This window comes from Myxococcus sp. SDU36, from assembly GCF_030168875.1.
GTDB classification, from domain to species: Bacteria; Myxococcota; Myxococcia; order Myxococcales; family Myxococcaceae; genus Myxococcus; species Myxococcus vastator.
On record NZ_CP077414.1, the window covers coordinates 689,337 to 708,182 of the forward strand.

Below are 18,846 nucleotides of genomic sequence, written 5' to 3' on the forward strand. Positions count from 1 at the left end.
CGGTGGGCTCCTAGAAGACCGTGCTGCGCGCGAGCTGCTGGAAGTTCTGGACGATGGGCTGCAGCCGCGAGGGAGACACCTGCCCCTCCGGCTCGAAGTAGTAGAGCCGGGTGATGTCGTCCATCACCTGGAGCATCTCCCGCGAGCGCCGCGCGGCCCGGATTTCGTAGCGCTTGAGCGCCGCCTCCAGCTCCGCGTCGCAGTGCCCCACCAGCGCCTGGGCCAGCATGAAGCCGTTCTCCAGCCCCAGCGTCAGGCCGTAGCCCAGCGTCGGAAGCATGGCGTGGATGCTGTCCCCCAGCATCACCACCCGGCCCCGGTACCAGTGGCCGCCTCCCGTCAGCGCGCTGAGCTTGTGGGTGAGGATGGCCTCGTCCGGCGTCTGGTCAATCATCCGGAGCACGTCCGCCGGGAGCTCCGCGAACAGCTGGAGCAGGCCCGCGCGGTCGAGCAGGGGCCTGTCACGGTGCTGGTAGGCGGCGAACCAGTAGCGGAGCGCGCGCGCCTGGGACAGGGGATAGGTGACCACCCGGGAGTGGTTGGCGGTGAAGATTTGACAGCGGTCGAAGTGGAGCAGGGGCGAGTCGAAGGTCACCACGCCCCGGCTCGCCACGAGCCCCGTGGAATGCGGCTCCAGCCCGGGGTTGACGAAGGCCCGCGTCGTCGACGACACGCCATCCGCGCCGACGGCGAGGTCGAAGTCGAACGCATGTCCGCCGCTGAAGGTGATGCGCACCTGGTCGCCCAGGTTCTCCAGGCGCTCGCACCCCATGCCGTAGTGGATGTCGTCCTCCTCCAGGCACGAGGCGAGCAGGCGGAAGAGCTCCGTGCGGAGGAACATCATCGCCGGCGCGGGCAGGCCCAGCCCCTCCGGACGCACCGGCTGGCTGTGGATGAGCCGGCCCTGCTTGTCGTGCGTGTCGAGGTACTCGATGGGCTGCCCCCGGGAGAGGAAGTCCCGGGTGCCGAGCACGAAGCGGAGGATCTGCATCGCCTGGGGCCACACGTAGATGCCCGTCCCCGAGTCGCGGGGCCCCCGGCCCCGCTCGAAGACGACGCAGTCCACGCCCAGGCGCTTGAGCATGACGGCGCACGCCAGCCCGTTGAGGCCCGCGCCGATGATGGCCACCCTCATGCAGCCTCCTCGCGGGTGTCCCAGGACTCCTGGACGGCGGGGGCGCGCAGCGCGTAGCGCCGCTGGAGCAGGCACAGGCTGGTCAGCTCCATCAGCATCGGGTCCAGCAGGCCCTGCTCGTGCGCCGTGAGCTGCGGCAGGCGCTCCAGCAGCCCGCGCACCCGGGCCGGCTCGAAGAAGGGCAGGGCCTCCAGCTCGGAGCCACCCAGCACGTCCCGCACCAGCTGGTACAGGCGGCCATCCTGCTGGAGGGTGGCGGGCGGCGCGCGGAAGTAGTGCTTCTTGCGCTTGTACAGCGCGTCCGGGAGGAAGGGCCGCATCGCCTCGCGGAACACGTACTTCTCCGTGGAGCCGCGCACCTTCATCCAGACGGGCATCTGGCACGCCAGCTCCACGACGTGGTGGTCCAGGAGCGGCACCCGGCCCTCGATGCTGTTGGCCATCTCCATCCGGTCCCCGAGCGTCGTCAGCACGAAGTTGGGCAGGTAGGACTTGGCCCACAGGTACATGGACTTGTGCACCGGATCCCGGCCCTCCAGGTTGCGGTGGTCCAGCCTGTCGTAGAACTGCCGGTAGGGGTCGGAGCCCTCGAACCGCTCGCGGAAGTCCCGCCGGTAGAGCGCCTCCAGCGCCTTGAACCACCCGGCCTGGTTGTCCAGCCAGGACACGCCGTGGCTGAGCTGCTGGACCATCCAGTGGATGTCCTGGGGCATGTCCGGCTGGACGTAGCCGTTCTCGCTCTCCTGGATGCGCTGGCGCAGCGTGTGGATGACCGCGGGGTCCTGCCGCTCGGGGTTGTACAGCAGCATGTCTCGGCGGAAGTGCGGGTACCCGGCGAAGACCTCGTCGGCCCCTTCCCCGGTGAGGACGACCTTCAGCCCGGCCTGGCGGACCTGCTGGCTGAGGATGTACTTGGCCACGCCGTGCGCGTTGAAGAACGGCGTCTCGTTGTGCCACAGCGCCTGCTCGAAGTGGTCGGCCAGGTCGTTCTGGGACACGGCCACGGTGTGGAAGCGCGCCCCGTTGTGCTCGGCGGCGAGCCGGGCGAAGCGGTTCTCGTCGTAGTCGTCCATGTCCGTGAAGGACAGGTTGAACGCGTCCAGGGGCCGGCCCGCCAGGTGCGTGGCCACGCCCAGCATCGCGGATGAATCAATGCCACCGCTCAGGTAGACGCCCATGGGCACGTCCGCGCGCAGGCGCAGCCCGACGGACTGCTCCACCGCGGCGCGGATGGCCTCGACCATGCCCTGCTCGTCGGCCGGGTCCGGCGCGTCCTGGCGCGCGAACTCCATGTCCCAGTAGCGGCCATGGTGCAGGCCCCCGCTGTCCGCCATCACCCAGCACCCCGGCTGCACGCTGCGCACGCCCTTGAAGAGGGTGTGGTCGCGCAGATAGAAGGCGCGGCTCGCGTAGGCGTGCTCGTCCCACTCCGCGGGGACTCCGGCGGCCAGCAGCGCCTTGATTTCCGACGCGAAGTACCAGGTCCCCCGGTGCTGCGCGTAGAACAGGGGCTTGACGCCCATCCGGTCGCGCACCGCCAGCATCAGCCGCCGCTGGCGATCAAAAATCACGATGGCGAACTCGCCACGGAGCTGCTTCAGCCCGGCGATGCCCGAGCGGCGGTACAGGTGCAGCGCGAGCTCGCTGTCGGACTCCGTCTGGAACCGGCAGCCCTGGGCCTCCAGCTCGCGGCGGATCCGCTCGTGGTCATAGAGCTCTCCGTTGACGACGAGCGCCAGGTCCCCCTCGGGGGCGACGATGGGCTGCATCCCGTTGTCGAGCCCGATGATGCTCAGCCGGGTGTGGCCCAGCATCGCCCGGCCCGCCGGATCCCTCCACACGCTCCGCTCGTCCGGGCCACGGTGGTGAATGGTGGTCAACGCGTTGAGGAGGGCCCTTTCATCAATGACAGAGGGCGTACGCTGGTAGACGCCAATGAATCCGCACATGGGAAGTTGTTTCCTTCAGGCAAGTTGGAATCCGACAGCGCCAGTGCGGTCATCGCACGGCGTGTCTCAAGCGGGTTCCGCCTGGATCCGCGTCCAGTCTGAGGCCCGCATCTGACAATGAATTGGAGTCCGCAGCCCGGGCTCGTCGCGAGCACACCAGGGGCGGCGCGGACACAGTTGCTCAGCAGGCCGTCGTCAGTCTCCGCGAATGACAACAGTGTGTTTGCATTTCACCCCCTCTGAAACAATCGGCTGATGACGCGCCATGTCCGGTGGCTGTCGCATGTCAACCAGGTTGTTCAGGACATAGCATCATATCAAGCCGAGCAATAGTGGAAGTCTCGTAAAAACTCATTTGATGTTGCTTTCGGCTCGTGGGTGCATGGCGTCCGTGGCAATGGCAAATTTCGCCTGATTTTGATTGGCAAAAATAGCCTGATGTCTTGCGTGTATGTTTTTTCAGCAAAGACTGCCTGCCGTCCCAAGGGTGGCTGTGTTGAGAGCAGGCAGGCGAGCGCTCGCTGCTTCCGGGGCCGCGGGCGCATGGCCAGCTTGAGGGGGACGCGCGTCACGCGGGAGGACACGGCATGCATGCGAAGCGGCTGGGCATCTACCTCAATGACCACCTGGCGGGCTCGGTGGGCGGGCTGGAGCTGGCGATCCGCACGGAGGCGGAGAACCACGGCAACCTGCTGGGCCGCTACCTGGCGGCGTTCATCCCCGAGCTGAAGGAGGACCAGTCCACGCTGCTGTCGGTGATGGACGCCCTGGAGTTGAAGCGGGACGGGCTGAAGACGCGCGCCGCGTGGGCGGTGGAGAAGGTGGCCCGGCTGAAGCTGAACGGCACGCTGGTGCGCTATTCGCCCTTGAGCCGGCTGCTGGAGCTGGAAGGGCTGTGCGCGGCCACGGAGGGCCGCTTGTCCCTCTGGCGCACGCTGGCGCGTGTGTCGGTGAAGGACACGCGGCTCGCGGCGTTTCCCTTCGAGTCGCTCGTGCAGCGCGGCGAGGCGCAGCGCGCCGTGCTCCAGCGCCTGCGGGCCCAGGCGGCCGACGCGGCCTTCGCGGAGGAGCCGCAGCCCTTCGGCTCCGGAGAGCCCCTCCTCGCGGGCCCCTGACGGACGCCCAGGAATGAAGAAGCCCCCTGCCGCGGCGAGCGACAGGGGGCGGGGACTTCATTCTGGCGCGGGGCTCAGGTGCCCGACGTCCCCGACGCGCCGGGAGCCGGCGGCGTGGGCCGGGCGTCCGGCGTGGGCACCAGGCGCAGCTGGCTGGCGCTGCTGCCGAAGCTCGCGTCCACCTCGCGCTCCAGGTACGTGTAGCCGGACAGGCCGTCCTCGTACATGCGCAGCAGGTTGCGCGACTCGTCCAGGGTGATGCGGCCCAGGCGCAGCGCGGCCTCGGTGAACTTGCGCAGCCGCGCCACCAGGTCGTCCTTGGTGTAGCTGACGTAGTTGAGCACCTCCGTCACCGTGTCGCCAGCCACCACGTTGTCGATGAGGTAGCCCCCGTTGGGCCCCAGCGACACCTGCACGGCGTGCGTGTCGCCGAACAGGTTGTGGAGGTCGCCCAGAATCTCCTGGTAGGCGCCCACCATGAAGATGCCCAGGTAGTAGTCGTCATCGTTGAGCGCGTGCAGCTCGAGGGCGTCCTTCACCTCGCGCTTGTCGATGAAGTGCTCAATCTTCCCGTCCGAGTCGCAGGTGATGTCCGCCAGCGTCGCGCGGCGCGTCGGCTTCTCCGTCAGGCGGTGGATGGGCATCATCGGGAAGAGCTGGTCGATGGCCCACGAGTCCGGCAGCGACTGGAACACGGAGAAGTTGCAGAAGTACGTGTCGTTGAGCGCCTTCTCCAGGGAGTCCAGCTCCTCGGGAATCTCTCCCTGCTCCCGCGCGATGCGCATGATTTTGTGGCAGGTGGCCCAGTAGATGTTCTCCGCCGCCACGCGCTGCTCCAGCGACAGGTGGCCCAGCGAGAAGAGGGTGAGGCTCTCCTCCTTGGCGTCCTGCGCGTCGTGCCACGCCTCCAGCAGGTTCTTGTTGGTGACCTCGCGGTAGGTGGACCAGAGGTTGCGCACCACGGAGGGCGCCTTCTCGTCCACCTTCTCCGGGACTGGCGCCGGGTCGAACTCGCTGGTGCCCAGCACGTCCACCACCAGCACCGCGTGGTGCGCCACCACGGCGCGGCCGGACTCCGACACCAGCGTGGGGTGCGGCACGCCGGCCCTGTCACAGGCCTCCATGACGCCGAACACCACGTCGTTGGCGTACTCCTCCGTGGTGTAGTTCATGGAGGACGCGAAGTTCGTCTGGGAGCCGTCGTAGTCCACGCCCAGGCCGCCGCCCACGTCCAGGTACTTCAGCGGCGCGCCCTGACGGGCCACTTCCACGTAGAAGCAGCCCACCTCGCGCAGCGCGTTCTTCACGTTGCGGATGTTGGAGATCTGGCTGCCCAGGTGGAAGTGCAGCAGCTCGAAGGAGCTGAGCAGCCCGGCGTCCTTCATGAAGCTGATGCAGTTCATCAGCTCTGAGGAGGTCAGTCCGAACTTGGAGCGGTCACCGCCGCTGGCCTCCCACTTGCCGGCGCCGCGCGTGGACAGCTTCACGCGGATGCCCAGCCGAGGCGCGATGCCCGTGCGCCGGGCGACCTCCGCGATGAGCGGCAGCTCGCTGGGCTTCTCCACCACCAGGATGACGTTGCGGCCCAGGCGCGAGTAGAAGAGCGCCGTCTCGATGTACTCCTCGTCCTTGTAGCCGTTGCAGATGACGAGCGCGTTCTCGTTCTCCAAGAGCGCCATCACCGCGAGCAGCTCCGGCTTGCTGCCGGCCTCCAGGCCGTAGTTGTAGCCCTTGCCCGCCTCGATGAGGGTCTCCACCACGTAGCGGTGCTGGTTCACCTTGATGGGGTACACGCCGCGGTAGCCGCCCTTGAACCCGTGCTCGGTCATGGCCTTGCGGAAGGCCTCGTTCAGGTGGACCACGCGGTGGCGCAGCACGTCCGTGAAGCGGATGAGCAGCGGCAGGCCAATGCCCCGGCGGCGCACTTCGTCGACCAGCTCCTTCAGGTCCATGTTCGGGGCCTGGGGACCGTCCGGGTGGACGATGACATGGCCCTTCTCGTTGATCCCGAAGTAGGGGTTGCCCCAGTTCCGGATTCCGTACAGCTCGTGCGCGTCGGCGAGGGTCCAGCGGTGGGGAGGGGCGTTTACGGGCATCGGCGTCTCAAGGCTCCCTGGGTAGGACGGGGTGGACTCCCATGAACAACGGCTACGGCCACGGGAATCGCGCGGGAACTATCGGAAAGCCCCTCGGTATACAACAGTCGCCTGTGCGGAGGGCAGGCGGGCAGGCGAGACGGCCGCCCGGTGTGTCTCCTCCCACGGGCCGACCCTCCATTCAATTCCTACCCTTTTCCCGTGAGTCCTGAGGGACGCGTGGAAACAAGGGGAGGGTACATGGAGTCGTCCGCACGCAGGGAAGAAGCGGTGCTGACCCCGCGGGAAATCTACGAGCGGCTGGATCGCTTCGTCATCGGCCAGGCTGGCGCCAAGCGCGCCGTGGCCATTGCGGCCCACAATCACCTCAAGCGTCTCCTGGCGCGAAGGCTGCGCCGGACGTCGCTCATCAAGAAATCCAACATCTTGCTGATTGGCCCCACCGGGAGCGGCAAGACGCACATCGCCCGCAACCTGGCGGACATCCTCCATGTGCCGTTCACCACCGTGGACGCCACCGAGTACACGGAGGCCGGCTACTACGGGAAGGACGTGGAGGTGATGATCTCCGACCTCCTCTTCAAGGCGAATCACTCCGTGGAGGACACCCAGCGGGGCATCATCTTCATCGACGAGGTGGACAAGATTGCCCGCCGCTCGCAGGGGGCCCGCAACGGCGCGGGCAGCCGCGACATCGGCGGCGAGGGTGTCCAGCAGTCACTGCTGAAGCTGCTGGAGGGCCGCGAGGTGTACGTGCCCCTCAACGTCACCCAGGCCTGGAACAAGAGCGACTTCGTGCAGGTGGACACGCGCGACATCCTCTTCATCTGCGCGGGCACGTTCAGCGACTTGCACGACGATGGGGATGAAGGGAGCCGCGCCATGGGCTTTGGCGCGGAGGACGCGGCGAAGCGCAGCCAGAAGCGCATCAGCACCCGTCAGTTGACGGACTTCGGCATGCTGGCGGAGTTCCTCGGACGCCTGCCGGTGGTAGTTCAACTGGAGCGGCTGGGCGAGGAGGACCTGATTCGCGTGCTCACCGAGCCGCCGGACTCCATCGTGCGCGAGTTCCGCGAGCTGCTGTCCATGGATGACCTGGAGGTGGACTTCGCCGGCCCGGGCCTGCGCGAGGTGGTGCGCTACTCCGTGGAGCGCGGGCTGGGTGCTCGAGGACTGCGGTCCATCCTGGAGCACGTCATGGCGGACGTGATGTTCGAGGCGCCCGAGCGGCGGCGGCGCCAGGTGACGGTGGACGCGGGCTTCGTGCGGGAGCGGCTGCGCGGGCTGGATTCAACGCAGTTGAACGTGTGAGTCAGGGCTCGCGCTCGGACGCGCGGGCCGCGGCGCCCAGCCGGGCCGCCACGTCCGGATCCTGGATGAGCTGGAGCACACCGTCGTGGCGCAGCAGCGCGGCGGTGTCTCCGCGCGCCAGGGCCTGCTTCAGCTTCGGATCCTTCAGCAGGCGCTGGAAGCGGGCGTCCTTGCGCAGGGCCTTGTAGGCCGGGTCGTCCTGGAGCTGGCCCGCGCGCTTTGGATCGCTGGCGGCCTTGGCGACCTCCACCAGGTTCTTCACCGGGGCGAACTGCGTCATCTCGAAGAGGTTGTAGCGGCGGGCGACCTCGATGGAGAGCGACTCCTTCGGGGACAGGCCCACGCGGCGGCCCGCGATGACGACGTGCTGTTCGAAGAAGGCGATGGCGCTGAGCACCACCCAGGCGATGATGCCCATCTTCGCGCCGCCCAGCGCGAAGCCGAGGAAGCGGTCCAGGCCCCGATTCTCATTGTGCTGGCCGGTGGAGAGGATGCGCAGCAGCAGCGCGCCCAGGGCGTAGCGCGCCGCGAGCCACGCGCAGATGAACACGAGCACCGTGCCCACGATGGCGCCCAGGAAGAGCGGGCTGCCCAGGGCCTCCGCCAGGTGTGGGGCCGTCAGGGGGCCCAGGCGGCGCGAGGCGAAGTAGCCCACCGCCAGCCCCACCACGTTGGCGACCTGGCGCGACGCCCCGGTGATGGCGCCAATCATGGCGAAGAACAGCACCAGTCCGAGGATGATGAGGTCGATGACCATGGGCGCCGCCGCCGTCAGCGAATCTTGAACGAGCCGCCCTTGTCGCGGGACTCGTCCTGGGACTGCTTCTGGACCTCCGCCAGCCGCTCCTTGTAGCGGGCGTTGGCGGGCTCATAGGTGAGCGCCATCTTCAAGTTTCGCTCGGCGGCGGACCAGTTGCCGGCGTCCGCGTCCTTCTGCGCCTGCTGGAAGAACTGGCGTCCCTTGGGGTGGGTGCCGATCTGCTCTTCCTGCTCCTTCTTGGCGGCGGCCTTGGTCTCCGCTTCGGAGGCCTCGGTGAAGCGCAGCTTCTGGGCGCGCTCGGGGCCCGCCACGTCGACGACGTACTTCTTGCGCTTCGTGTCGTCGCGCAGGACGTAGTAGGCCTCGGTGACGCGCTTGTAGAGCTCGTTGATGCGCTCCTTCAGCTCCTTGGAGTCCACTTGGAAGAAGCGGTCCGGGTGGTAGGTGCGGCTCTCCCGGTAGAAGGCGCGCTTGATGTCCGCGGGCGTGGCGGTCCGCTCCAGCATGAGCACTTCGAAGTAGTCGAGCTGGTCCAGCTTCGCGCAGCGCGACTCCAGGTCCGCGAGTTGCTGGATGTCCAGGCCCGGGCCCGTTGACGCCGCAGGCGCTGGCGGTGGCGTGACCGCCGTGGCCGCGGCAGGGGCGACAGGCGGGACGATGGGGGCCACGGATGGAATCGAGGGCACCGCGCCGGACGGAGCGCGTGGGGCCGGCGTCAGCGGTGCGATGCCAGGGACGGCGGGCGCCACGGATGGGATGGCGGGCGCGACGGACGGGGGAGGGCGCGGCGGTGTGGTGCCGGCGGACACCAGCGCTGGCAGGGACATGGTGGGCCGGGCCCCGGGCCGCTGCTGTGGGACCGTGGAGGGCGCCACGGGAGGGACGACCTGGCCTAGCGCGAGTACGGGAGGCGGCCTCGACGCCGGTGCTGTTCCTTGGGGGCGCGCCGGTGCGGCGCCTGCCTGCGGCGCGGCTGCGGGGATTGTCGGGACCGTCCTCGTCTGGGCCGGAGCGCGGGGCGCTACCGGGGCAACCGAGGGGACGCCTGTCGATGCGGGCGAAGCTGGAGCGCCTACCGGTGCGATGGAGGGCACGGCGCCCGCGACTGGGGGCGCAGCGGCTCCCACGGGAGCGACGGAGGGAACGACTCCGGTCGAGGACGGCGACGCGGGTGCGCCCATGGGCGCGATGGCAGGAGCAACGGCGGGAATGGCGCCCAGAGTGGGACGCTGTGCCGGAGGAACCGCACCCGCCGGACGCGGAGCAGGCGTGTTTCCGCCAGCTGCCGGGCGAGGCACGGGCGTCGGTGCCCCCGCGGCACTGGGGTTCGAGCCCTGGCGCGGGGGGGACGTGTTGGCTCCAGTGGGAGTGGCGCCAGCCGGTGCGACGCGAGGCACGGGCGTCGTCGCGCCAGCGGCACTGGGATTCGAGCCCTGGCGAGGGGCGGACGTATTGGCGCCAGTAGGAGTTGCGCCAGCCGGTGCGACGCGAGGCACGGGCGTCGTCGCGGAGGCCGGTGCCGGTCGCGAAGCGGGCGCCGTGGTGCCTGCAGGGGCCACGCGGGGGGCCGGTGTGTTGGCACCAGCGCCCGTCACCTGTCGCGGTACGGGCGTGGCGGCCCCCGCAGCTCCAGTGGCCGGACGCGGCACGGGCGTGGCGGCTCCCGCTGCACCGGTCGCCGGGCGTGGCACGGGCGTTTTGGCGTCAGCACCGCTGGTACCCTGCGGAGCCGTGGGCGCCTGCACTCCAGGGGGCGCGACCGCCGGGCGCGGCACCGGCGTCGTGGCGACCGCGGCGGACGGCGCCCCTTCAGCAGCCGCACGTTGCCCCGGCACAGCTCCTGCTGACGGCCTCGCGGCAGGGCTCGTCACGGCACCCACCGCCGGAATCGCGGGCAGAGTCGTGGGCGTACCCCGCGGCGCCGGTCCCGAGCCTGGAGCCATGGGCGCTGCTCCAGCCGACGACGGATGCGCACTGGGGCTCGTCGCGGCACCCACCGCAGGAATCGCGGGCAGTGTCGTGGGCGTACCTCGCGGCGCGGGCCCCGAGCCCGGCACCGCACCCGACGCCGGACGTGCCGGCGCCGTCGCGGGACTCGCACCGGGCGCCGTCGCTCGTCCAGGCGCACCCTCTCCAGCGCCCGTCCGCACCGTGGGAATCCCCGTCATCGTGGCTCGGGGCGGCACCGCGGGCGTCACGCCCGTGGGACGTGCCACAGGCGCTCCCTGGGGCCGAGGCGGCGCGCTGGCGGCGGGCGACGACGGAATCGTCCCGGGCGTGACGGGACCGGGCACGGCGGCCGTCACGCGTGGGATGGCGGGCCGGGCGGGCGTGGCCGGTGTCCCGGGCGTGGCTCCCGGCGGTTTGCCGGCGCTGGGGTCTGAAGGCTCGGACATCGGCGTGGTCGGGTCGCGGCCTTACTGCGCCGCGGCGGGCAGGTCGTCGCTGTTGTGGCCAGCAAGCCGGGTGTTCCGGTTGGCCTGGATGGACTGCTGGATATCGGCCTCGCTCATGCCGGAGGACAGGGTGATGGAGGTCGACGTCTTCTGTCCCGTCTCCGTGTCGCACGCGGACACGTGCACCAGTCCATCCGTGTTGATTTCGAAGGTGACCTCGATCTTCACCTCGCCGCGGTAGCCGATGCGGAAGCCCGCGAACTCGAACTCGCCGAGCATCTCGCACTCGTCGGCGCGGTTGGACTCGCCCTGGTACACGCGAATCTTCACCTTCTCCTGGCCGTCGCGGCTGGTGGTGAACGTCTTCGAGCGGTCAATGGGAACCGGCGTGTTCTTGTCGATGATCTTCTCGGTGTACCCACCCACCGTCCCGATGCGCAGCGACAGCGGCGTGACGTCCACCAGGAACGTCTGCGTCTTGCTGTCCAGCAGCGCATGCGACTGGAGCGCCGCGCCCATGGCCACGACCTGGTCCGGGTTGATGCCCTCCAGCGGGTCCTTCTGGAAGTAGTGCTTCACCGAGTTGCGGATGATGGGCAGCCGCGTCGGCCCGCCCACGAGGATGACCGCGTCGATGTCGGCGGCCGTCAGGCGCGCGCTCTGCAGCGCCTCGTCGCACACCTTGAACGTGCGCTGCACCAGGTCCATCACCATGCGGTTGAACTGGTCCTGGTTGAGCTGCCCACGCAGGTCCATGACGTTGCCGTCGGCGTCCTGGCAGATGCCCTGGCAGAGAATCTCCGCGGAGCCCGTCTGGCCCACGTCGATCTTCGCCTTCTCCGCGGCCTCCTTGAGCATCTGCAGGCAGTACTTGTTCTGCCGCACGTCCAGGCGCGTACGGGCCAGGAAGTCATCCGCCAGCCATGTCATGATGCGGTCGTCGAAGTCGTCGCCGCCCAGATACGTGTCGCCCGCGGTGGCCAGCACCTCGAAGACGTCCTTGCCAATCTCCAGGATGGAGACGTCGAAGGTGCCGCCGCCCAGGTCGTAGACCACCACGCGCTGGTTGACGTCGCGCCCGAAGCCGTACGCGAGCGCCGCGGCGGTGGGCTCGTTGAGGATGCGCAGCACCTCCATGCCAGCGATGCGGCCCGCGTCCTTGGTGGCCTGGCGCTGGTTGTCGTTGAAGTACGCGGGCACGGTGACCACGGCCTTCGTCACCTCCTGGCCCAGGTACGTCTCCGCCACCGCCTTCATCTCCTTGAGCACCAGCGCGCTGATCTCCGGGAGCGAATACGAGTGGTCATTCACCGCGATGCGCACCGAGTTGTTGTCGCCCTCGACGATGCGGTACGGCATCACCGCCTGCGCCTTCTTCACCTCGTCGGAGAAGTAGTAGCGGCCGATGAGGCGCTTGGCGGAATAGACGGTCTGCTCCGGGTTCGTGATGATGTTCTTCTTGGCCGCGTTGCCGACCAGGACCGAGCCATCCTCGAGGAACGAGACGCAGGAGGCGTGAGTCGTCTCTCCCCACTCGTTGGGGATGACGACGGGCTGGCCGTCCTGGACCACCGCCACGCACGAGTACGACGTGCCCAGGTCGATGCCGATTGCGATGTCGTCCGCCATTCCGTCTCCGGTGAAGACCTTCAGCAGAGGTCCGTCGGTGAAGCGCACGGAGGTTAGGCACCCCCAGAAGCGGGTGTCAACGTTCCCGTGACAATAAAGCCCAGCCATTTCAAGGGCTTAGCGAGAGTGCAAGGGAGCATGCCCGCTGGCTTGAGGGGGCGCTCCGAGGCCATTATCTCTCATGGCGAAGGGGGTTTACTCATCCATGTCCGTCATCCTCGCCGCGCTGACGTCCGACCCGAACCTGCTGCGCTGTGAGCTGCACCGCCTCCAAGGCCAGGTCCTGCTCCAGGCAGGTCCGAAGGCGAACGCCCTGGGGGTGGGAGCCTACGCCCAGGAGGAGGTTCTGTTGCGGCGCTTCTCCAGCGGCGAGGCGCTGACCCTGGACTCGCTCGCGCCCCCGCATGAGTCGGAGGCGCTGCTGTTCCACGCCGGCCAGTTGCCCGTGGGCTTGTCGCTGGAGGAGAACACCCAGCCCTTCCGCTCCCGGCGTTGGTTGTTCGCGCACCAGGGCGAAGTGCGGGGGTTCGAGATGCTTCGCGCTCCGTTGCTGGAGTCGCTGCCGGACCACCTGCGGCGCCAGGTTCGCGGTGGAACCGAAGGGGAGGTGCTGTTCGCCGTCTTCCTCAAGCGCCTTCGCGAATTGGGCCGCACGGAGGATCCGCGACTGGAGGCCGAGGTCGCCGGCCGCCTGCTGGCGGACACGGCGCGCGAGGTGGCTCGGGCCGCGGTCCAGGCCGGCGTGGCACGCACGCCCACGCTCAACCTGGTGGCCACCAACGGCACGCTCCTGGCTGCGACCCGGTATGGCGAACAGCCCTTGTACTGCACGCGGCTGGAGGGGGCGGCCGAATGCGAGCTGTGCGAGGTGACGCCCGCGACACCGGACACGCGGCCCTCGGCGGGGGCGCACCGGCGCCGTCGCACCGTGGTGGTGGCCAGCGCGCTCAAGCGCACCACGGGATGGGTGGAACTGGCTCATGGCCACACGCTGTCGGTGGGGCCGGAGCTGCAACTGCACGAGCTGTCTGGCACGTGAGCGACGTGCGCGAGGGAGGTGCTTCCATTCAGGGAGTCTTATCAAAATATTGAATCTTGACTGGATTTGTGGTGCTCGTGTCTCCCATGTTCTCAGAAGTCGGGCCGATGTTCAGCGTCGAGGTCCGCTGGAGGAGACACGGGTGAGCGGTGGTTGGGTGTGCTCGGCGTTGTTGCGCGTCTTGCAGCGATTCATGTCGGAGACGGCGGCGCGGTGGGTGCTGCGAGGTGCCGTGGAGTCCCTCCGGTTGTCCCTGGACACGGCGACCGCGGCGGACCTGCCACGCATCCTCGAGGCGCTGGAGCCAGCCACCCGCCAGTTCGTGGACCCTTCTGTCCGGCCGCGGATGATGACGCAGTTGCGCGCGCAGCTCGCGACCGCGGCGGGGCCGGAGCGCGCGGCCACGTCCTCCTCGGTGGAGCTTCGGGGCACCACGTACCTGGTGCGCAAGGAAGCGGACGCCAGTCACGCGCGGCTGGCGGCCCGGATGCTGTGTGAGTCCCTGGGCGGGCGCGGCTACGAATGCCAGAAGGTGGCCACGGCGGTGAGCGAGCTGGCGCGCAACCAGATTTCGCATGCCGGGGGCGGCACCATCCAGCTCGTGCCGCAACTGGCGCCCAAGCGGCTGCTGCGCGTCAGCGCCGAGGACTCCGGACAGGGCATTCCGGACCTGGAGCGCGTGCTGTCGGGGACGTACAAGCGCAAGACGGGCCTGGGCTTGCTGGGCGTGAAGCGGTTGGCGGACCGCTTCGACGTGCGCACCGGCCCGAAAGGTACGCAGGTGGACTTCGAGGTGTGGCTGTGAGGCGCGGCGCGCGCGAGGTGTGAGCGCACCGTGCCAGTTGGCTGTGTGTGCATGCCGCACAGTCGGGGCATTGTACGAAGGTGGGGCCTGGGAACTACGCTAGGGCTCCGTCCCACGCGGGGGGCTGTGTCCACCTCCGCGCAGACGCTCGCCGTTTGACGAATCGCCATGGTGGCATTCCATTGGGTGAGGTCTGATGGTGCGGCTTAATCGGGACCGGATGGAATCAAGGAGCGGGTCGATGGCCGGCAACTCAGGGGAAGACAACGCCAACCCGGGGCACGCCCGGGAGGTCGCCCCAGAGCGCCCTGATGAGGGCGATTCGCCCGTGCTGGATGGCGTGTCGGATGCGGAGCTGGACGCCATCGTGGGCCAGCTGCGCACGGACAAGAGCCTTCGAGTCCGGCCCAGCGCGCAGCCGCGCTACCGCGAGGCCACGCAGTCGGAGCGGCTGCACCGGGGCGCGGGCCGTTCAAGGGCGTCCACCTTGGGCGAGGAGGCGGCGCCGCCGAAGGAAGCCGCGCCTGTCGTGAAGCAAGCCTGGTACTTCGTCACGGGCGGCGCGGCCTACGGTCCTCACGACCTCGCGGACCTGAAGGCCCACGTCGAGCGGGGGTTTCTGGGCTTTGATTCCCTGTGCTGGCGCGAGGGTTTCAGTGAGTGGCTGCCCCTGGGGCACATCCCGGAACTCGCTTCCGCGCTGCTTCCGCCGTCCGTGCCCGCGGGACCTCCGCCCGTTCCGCCGGAAGCGGCCGGGGCCTTCAGGCCTCAGGCCGCGCGCGTGGTGGAGGTCTCCGAGGCCACCACGGAGCGGGTGATTCTGGATGCACCGGGCACGGTGGTGCCCCCCTTCGCGGCCATTGCTCCCGCCGCCGTCGTGGCGGCTCCCGCGGTGGGCGCCGCCGCCATGCCGCGGGCGCAGGCGTCCAGCGCACCACCTCCCGTGGAGGCCCCAGGGGCTCCGGAAGCCGTTGCCGCGGCGCTCGCGCCGGAACCTGTCACCGCGCCGGCCGCGAGTGACTTCGCCGTGGAGGGCGCCCCGGCGTCGGACCCGATGCCCGTGGCGGAGCCCGTGGGAACCCACGCGGTGCTGGCGGCGCCGTCGCCCGAGGAGCGCACACGTCGCAAGCGCCGGCTGGGGCTCATCCTGGCGGGGGGGGCCATCGGCGGCATGTCGGTGGCCCTGGCGCTGGGCGTCTTTGGCGGAGGGAGCGGCCGTGGCGCCGCGAGCCCCGGTGATGCCGTGGACACGACGCGCGTCCCCGGTACGCCCCCGCCCGCGGAACAGCCGGTGGCCGCCGCGCCATCGCCGGAAGCCGCCGCGGCTGGGAGTCAGGGCGGCGCGGCGTCGGGCACCGCGACGTCAGCGGGTGGCACAGGCCGCGCGAGTTCGAGCCTCAGCGGCGCGGGCGTCGCGACGTCGGCCGCGGAGAGCGCGCGCGACCCGAGCCAGACACAGGAGCCCGCCCGCGCATCGCCGCCCGCGCTCTCGGCCGTCTCGGTCGACCGCGGAGGTCGCGTGCCAGAGCTGACCGGCACGGAGAGCACGGCGCGCGCCGCGACGGGCGGCGGACGGCCGTCGCCGGAGGAGCGCGTCTTCGAGCGGCCCACGGGCAGCCTCTCCTCGCGCGACGTCGCCGTGGCCTTCGTCATCGGGAAGCACTCCGTGGCGCCTGCTCCGGAGCCGGAGCCCGCCAGGCGGCCCGCCACGACGGTCGCGGAGGCCGCGACGGCTGGCAGCTCGGAGGACGACCTGGGGCCCGACGCGGACTTCGACCGCGTGCTCTCCGGCCCGGGACCCAACGCCACCAAGCACCACAAGCCGACCGTCTACGTTCCGCCCGACCCGACGGCGCCCCGCGAGTCGCTCGACCTGGCCACCGTCTTCGCGGTGGTCCATGCCCGGCGCTCGGAGCTCGCGGCGTGTGCCCGCGAGCAGTCCGCGCCGCCGCGGGAGGGGGACCGCGCCGTGCTGCGCTTGAGCGTCCTGCCCAGCGGGAAGGTGGAGTCCATCACCACCGAGACGCCGTGGCTTCGCGGCACGTCGCTCGTGCGTTGCATGCAGCAGAAGATTGGCGCCTGGACGTTCCCCAGGCACCGAACGCAGGGAGCGCCCGTCGTCTTCCGATACGAGTTCTGAGCCGCCGCGCGGAGCGCCCACGCTTCGTCCTGCTGGAGTTCCCCAGCGTGGAGCACGCCAGGGCCTGGTGGGCGTCCCCGGAGTACGCCGCCGCCAAGGCGCTCCGCCACGAGAGCGCGCACTCCATCCTGTGGCTGGTGGAGGGCGTGCCGGCCACGACGCCTGTCACCGAAACAGGGGAGTCACCGGCCTGCGCGGCCGCTGAAAAGCCGAAGCCCGGCGCCAGCCCGCGGTAGGTCGCGGGCCGGGCCGGGCTCAGGTGTCTTCAGTGAAGCGGGAGGCTTAGTTCACGCCGACGGCGGTCCAGGCTTCCTTGACCTTCGCCACCTCGGCCGAGTCCGCGCCGTGGAGGTCCGTGGCGGCCTGGATGGTCGCGATGCGCGCCTGGGCGAAGGTGGTGCTCGGCGTCATGTAGTGAGCCAGGGCGCGGTGGAAGATCTTCTGGCTCTTCTCCATGCCGATGCCGTCCTTCACCTCGATGCCGGACGTGCGGTTCGTGCCGCCGACGGTCAGCAGGTAGAAGGCGTTGTTCGCGATGCCGCTGGAGCCGTGCACCGCGGTCTGCTTCGGGTAGTTGCTGTAGTGGTCGATCGAGTAGTTGTCCTTCGTCGGATCGTTCATGTAGCGCAGGCCGTCGGTGTCATCGCCGTTGTTCGGCGTCCAGGCCGCCTCGCCAATCGTCCAGTTGAACTTCACGTCCGGATTCTGCTTGGACGCGTACCACTCGACGCCAGCGCCCATGATGTCGCTCATCGCCTCGTTCAGGCCACCGGACTCGCCGCGGTAGATGAGGCCGGCGGTGCGCTCGGTGAGGCCGTGCGCGATTTCGTGACCGGCGATGTCCAGCGCGGTGAGCGGCCCGGAGGTGCGGCCGTCGCCGTCGCCGTAGCTCATCTTCTCGCCGTCCCAGTAGGCGTTCACGTAGTTGTTGCTGACGTGGACGTAGGAGACCAGCTTCTCACCCGCGCCGTCGATGGAGTCACGACCGAGGACGTTCTTCAGGAAGTCGTACGTCATCTGCGCGCCGTAGTGCGCGTCCACCGCGGCCTTGTTGCGCTCCGGGTCCGTGGGCTCGCCCCAGACGTCATTGTCGTCCGTGATGGGCGTCTGGCCGCTGGCGCGCTCGCGGTTCAGCGCGTCGTAGGTGGCCACGCCCTTGCCGCGCGTGCCGTCCTCCAACGTGAACGTGCCGTCCGCCTGCTGCTTCGTGTCCAGCGCGACCTTGCCGCTGTACATCGACGTGTCGTCCACCGGCTTCCCACCGGGGGCCGGCTCGTTGGGCTCCTGCGCGGCCTTCGGGGTGATGGTCAGGCCCCAGCTGTTCAGCGTGCCGGTGTCGCGCGTCGCGTGGTCCTGCACCTTCAGCGTCCACTCGCCCTTGGCGGGCTCGCCCTTGAACGCGCTCAGGTCGAAGCTGCCCTTCACGTGGTCCGCGCTGCCACCCTGGCGGTTGTGCACCACCTCCGTCTTGCCGGAGGGGCTGGTGAGGGCAATCGACAGGTCGCCCTTGAACGTGTGGTCGATGTCCAGGTCCAGCTTCAGCTGGTCCACGGTGACGTCCTGGGTCACGTTGAGCTTCGACGTGACGGTGGCCTTGTCGGCGATCTCCGCCTTCGGCGTCGCGGTGGCCTGGATGTCGGACGAGGCCGCGGCGGCGCCCTTCGCGCCCTTGGCCGCGGCAGCACTCTCACCGCCGTGCGAGGCGGAGCAGGGGCAGTTCTTGAAGCCGTCGATGGTGTTGAACTGCTCGTAGACCTTCCCGGAGTTCGCATCCACCAGGTAGTTCATCCGGCGGGGCTCCTCGGTGCCGTCCACGTTGGTGACCTCCACGCGGTAGGCGGAGCGGTACTCGCCCGACGGGTCCTTGTAGATGATGCGCTCGGAGTTGGGCTGGCGGTCCGGCTTGGAGCCGAACTCCTTCAGCGCGATGTCCAGCACCTGCGCGTGCGACAGCTTGGGCTTCTGGCTGCCGATGCCCGCCGGAATCGAGGACTGGTCGCCGGTGACGCTGCGCACCTTGCCTTCGGGATCCAGGTGCGACACGAGCTGCTCGCCGTAGACCTTCACGCCCTCATGCATGCGGTCCAGGCGCACGTGTGTCATGCCCAACTCGTCGCGCTCCACGCTCTTGGGCGTGTACGCGGGGAACTGGATGCCGCCGGTGATGCCCGGGTTGCGGACGGAGGTCTGTGTGTCGGGCGTCACGTGCGCCAGCGACGTCTGGATGGCCGTCTGCGCCTCGCGGCTGTCCAGGGAGAGCCGGCCCACGGGCGGCGGCAGCGGCTTCAGCGACTTCTCCGCGCGCGCCAGGTCCGACGTCTTGGCCGCGGGGCCGAACCCGTCCTTGATGACGTTCGGGGCGATGGTCGCCGGCTTCGCGGCCGTCTTCGACTGAGCCTCGGAAGCAGCAGTGGGGCGAATCGTGGGCTTCGGACCTTCGGTGCGGCGAATCGTCATTGGGGGTCTCGAAC

Annotated in this window: 13 protein-coding genes; 6 read left to right on the forward strand and 7 right to left on the reverse strand. The window is 69.4% G+C overall.

Annotated elements, in window-relative coordinates; translation table 11 throughout:
- Window positions 1–10: 10 nt before the first annotated feature.
- Window positions 11–1,135 (reverse strand): FAD-dependent monooxygenase, encoded by a 1,125-nt coding sequence (locus tag KGD87_RS02885; RefSeq protein WP_284666029.1) that lies wholly within the window; start codon window positions 1,133–1,135, stop codon window positions 11–13.
- Window positions 1,132–3,084 (reverse strand): asparagine synthase (glutamine-hydrolyzing), encoded by a 1,953-nt coding sequence (gene asnB / locus KGD87_RS02890; RefSeq protein ID WP_284666030.1) that lies wholly within the window; start codon window positions 3,082–3,084, stop codon window positions 1,132–1,134. Before asnB ends, KGD87_RS02885 begins: the two co-directional genes overlap by 4 nt.
- A gap of 587 nt (window positions 3,085–3,671) precedes the next feature.
- Here asnB and KGD87_RS02895 point away from each other — a divergent pair.
- The gene (locus tag KGD87_RS02895; RefSeq protein ID WP_284666031.1) at window positions 3,672–4,199 is read left to right on the forward strand and encodes a hypothetical protein; all 528 of its coding nucleotides are present in this window, start codon (window positions 3,672–3,674) and stop codon (window positions 4,197–4,199) included.
- Window positions 4,200–4,273: 74 nt separating this feature from the next.
- On the opposite strand, the gene speA is transcribed toward KGD87_RS02895, so the two are convergent.
- Window positions 4,274–6,295 (reverse strand): biosynthetic arginine decarboxylase, encoded by a 2,022-nt coding sequence (speA, locus tag KGD87_RS02900; protein WP_284666032.1) that lies wholly within the window; start codon window positions 6,293–6,295, stop codon window positions 4,274–4,276.
- Between the two features lie 240 nt (window positions 6,296–6,535).
- Here speA and clpX point away from each other — a divergent pair, with 240 nt between their 5' ends.
- Window positions 6,536–7,606 carry an ATP-dependent Clp protease ATP-binding subunit ClpX gene (clpX, locus tag KGD87_RS02905; protein WP_284666033.1) on the forward strand — a complete coding sequence of 357 codons (1,071 nt, stop codon included), beginning with the start codon at window positions 6,536–6,538 and terminating at the stop codon, window positions 7,604–7,606.
- 1 nt (window position 7,607) lies between these two features.
- Here the strand turns inward: clpX and KGD87_RS02910 are convergent, their stop codons facing one another.
- The 3 genes from KGD87_RS02910 to dnaK all read right to left on the reverse strand — a co-directional run bounded on the left by KGD87_RS02910 (window position 7,608) and on the right by dnaK (window position 12,391).
- A complete protein-coding gene (locus KGD87_RS02910) occupies window positions 7,608–8,363 on the reverse strand; it encodes a CvpA family protein (RefSeq protein WP_284666034.1) in 756 nt (251 codons plus the stop codon).
- Between the two features lie 14 nt (window positions 8,364–8,377).
- Window positions 8,378–9,034 carry a J domain-containing protein gene (locus KGD87_RS02915; RefSeq protein WP_284666035.1) on the reverse strand — a complete coding sequence of 219 codons (657 nt, stop codon included), beginning with the start codon at window positions 9,032–9,034 and terminating at the stop codon, window positions 8,378–8,380.
- Window positions 9,035–10,783: 1,749 nt separating this feature from the next.
- Complete coding sequence (dnaK, locus tag KGD87_RS02920) at window positions 10,784–12,391, reverse strand: molecular chaperone DnaK (RefSeq protein ID WP_284666036.1); 1,608 nt, start codon at window positions 12,389–12,391, stop codon at window positions 10,784–10,786.
- A gap of 205 nt (window positions 12,392–12,596) precedes the next feature.
- Here dnaK and KGD87_RS02925 point away from each other — a divergent pair, with 205 nt between their 5' ends.
- The 4 genes from KGD87_RS02925 (at window position 12,597) to KGD87_RS36850 (ending at window position 16,611) form a co-directional block, all read left to right on the forward strand.
- Window positions 12,597–13,430 (forward strand): class II glutamine amidotransferase, encoded by an 834-nt coding sequence (locus KGD87_RS02925; protein WP_284666037.1) that lies wholly within the window; start codon window positions 12,597–12,599, stop codon window positions 13,428–13,430.
- Window positions 13,431–13,572: 142 nt separating this feature from the next.
- The gene (locus tag KGD87_RS02930; RefSeq protein ID WP_284666038.1) at window positions 13,573–14,235 is read left to right on the forward strand and encodes an ATP-binding protein; all 663 of its coding nucleotides are present in this window, start codon (window positions 13,573–13,575) and stop codon (window positions 14,233–14,235) included.
- A 241-nt stretch (window positions 14,236–14,476) separates the two neighbouring features.
- On the forward strand, window positions 14,477–16,375 hold the full coding sequence (locus KGD87_RS02935) for a GYF domain-containing protein (protein WP_284666039.1): 1,899 nt from the start codon (window positions 14,477–14,479) through the stop codon (window positions 16,373–16,375).
- A 47-nt stretch (window positions 16,376–16,422) separates the two neighbouring features.
- Window positions 16,423–16,611 (forward strand): DUF1330 domain-containing protein, encoded by a 189-nt coding sequence (locus KGD87_RS36850; protein ID WP_350101303.1) that lies wholly within the window; start codon window positions 16,423–16,425, stop codon window positions 16,609–16,611.
- Between the two features lie 46 nt (window positions 16,612–16,657).
- Here KGD87_RS36850 and KGD87_RS02945 read toward each other — a convergent pair whose 3' ends face one another.
- Window positions 16,658–18,832: a M4 family metallopeptidase gene (locus tag KGD87_RS02945; protein WP_284666041.1), complete on the reverse strand. Its 2,175-nt coding sequence runs from the start codon at window positions 18,830–18,832 to the stop codon at window positions 16,658–16,660.
- Window positions 18,833–18,846: the final 14 nt, after the last annotated feature.

What these genes read in the sequence shown, in the direction of transcription:
- dnaK (WP_284666036.1), bottom strand. Translation starts at nt 12,391, where the DNA reads ATGGCGGACGACATCGCAATCGGCATCGACCTGGGCACGTCGTACTCG.
- KGD87_RS02935 (WP_284666039.1), top strand. Translation starts at nt 14,477, where the DNA reads ATGGCCGGCAACTCAGGGGAAGACAACGCCAACCCGGGGCACGCCCGG.
- KGD87_RS02925 (WP_284666037.1), top strand. Translation starts at nt 12,597, where the DNA reads ATGTCCGTCATCCTCGCCGCGCTGACGTCCGACCCGAACCTGCTGCGC.
- KGD87_RS02945 (WP_284666041.1), bottom strand. Translation starts at nt 18,832, where the DNA reads ATGACGATTCGCCGCACCGAAGGTCCGAAGCCCACGATTCGCCCCACT.
- KGD87_RS02895 (WP_284666031.1), top strand. Translation starts at nt 3,672, where the DNA reads ATGCATGCGAAGCGGCTGGGCATCTACCTCAATGACCACCTGGCGGGC.
- KGD87_RS02885 (WP_284666029.1), bottom strand. Translation starts at nt 1,135, where the DNA reads ATGAGGGTGGCCATCATCGGCGCGGGCCTCAACGGGCTGGCGTGCGCC.
- clpX (WP_284666033.1), top strand. Translation starts at nt 6,536, where the DNA reads ATGGAGTCGTCCGCACGCAGGGAAGAAGCGGTGCTGACCCCGCGGGAA.
- speA (WP_284666032.1), bottom strand. Translation starts at nt 6,295, where the DNA reads ATGCCCGTAAACGCCCCTCCCCACCGCTGGACCCTCGCCGACGCGCAC.
- asnB (WP_284666030.1), bottom strand. Translation starts at nt 3,084, where the DNA reads ATGTGCGGATTCATTGGCGTCTACCAGCGTACGCCCTCTGTCATTGAT.
- KGD87_RS02910 (WP_284666034.1), bottom strand. Translation starts at nt 8,363, where the DNA reads ATGGTCATCGACCTCATCATCCTCGGACTGGTGCTGTTCTTCGCCATG.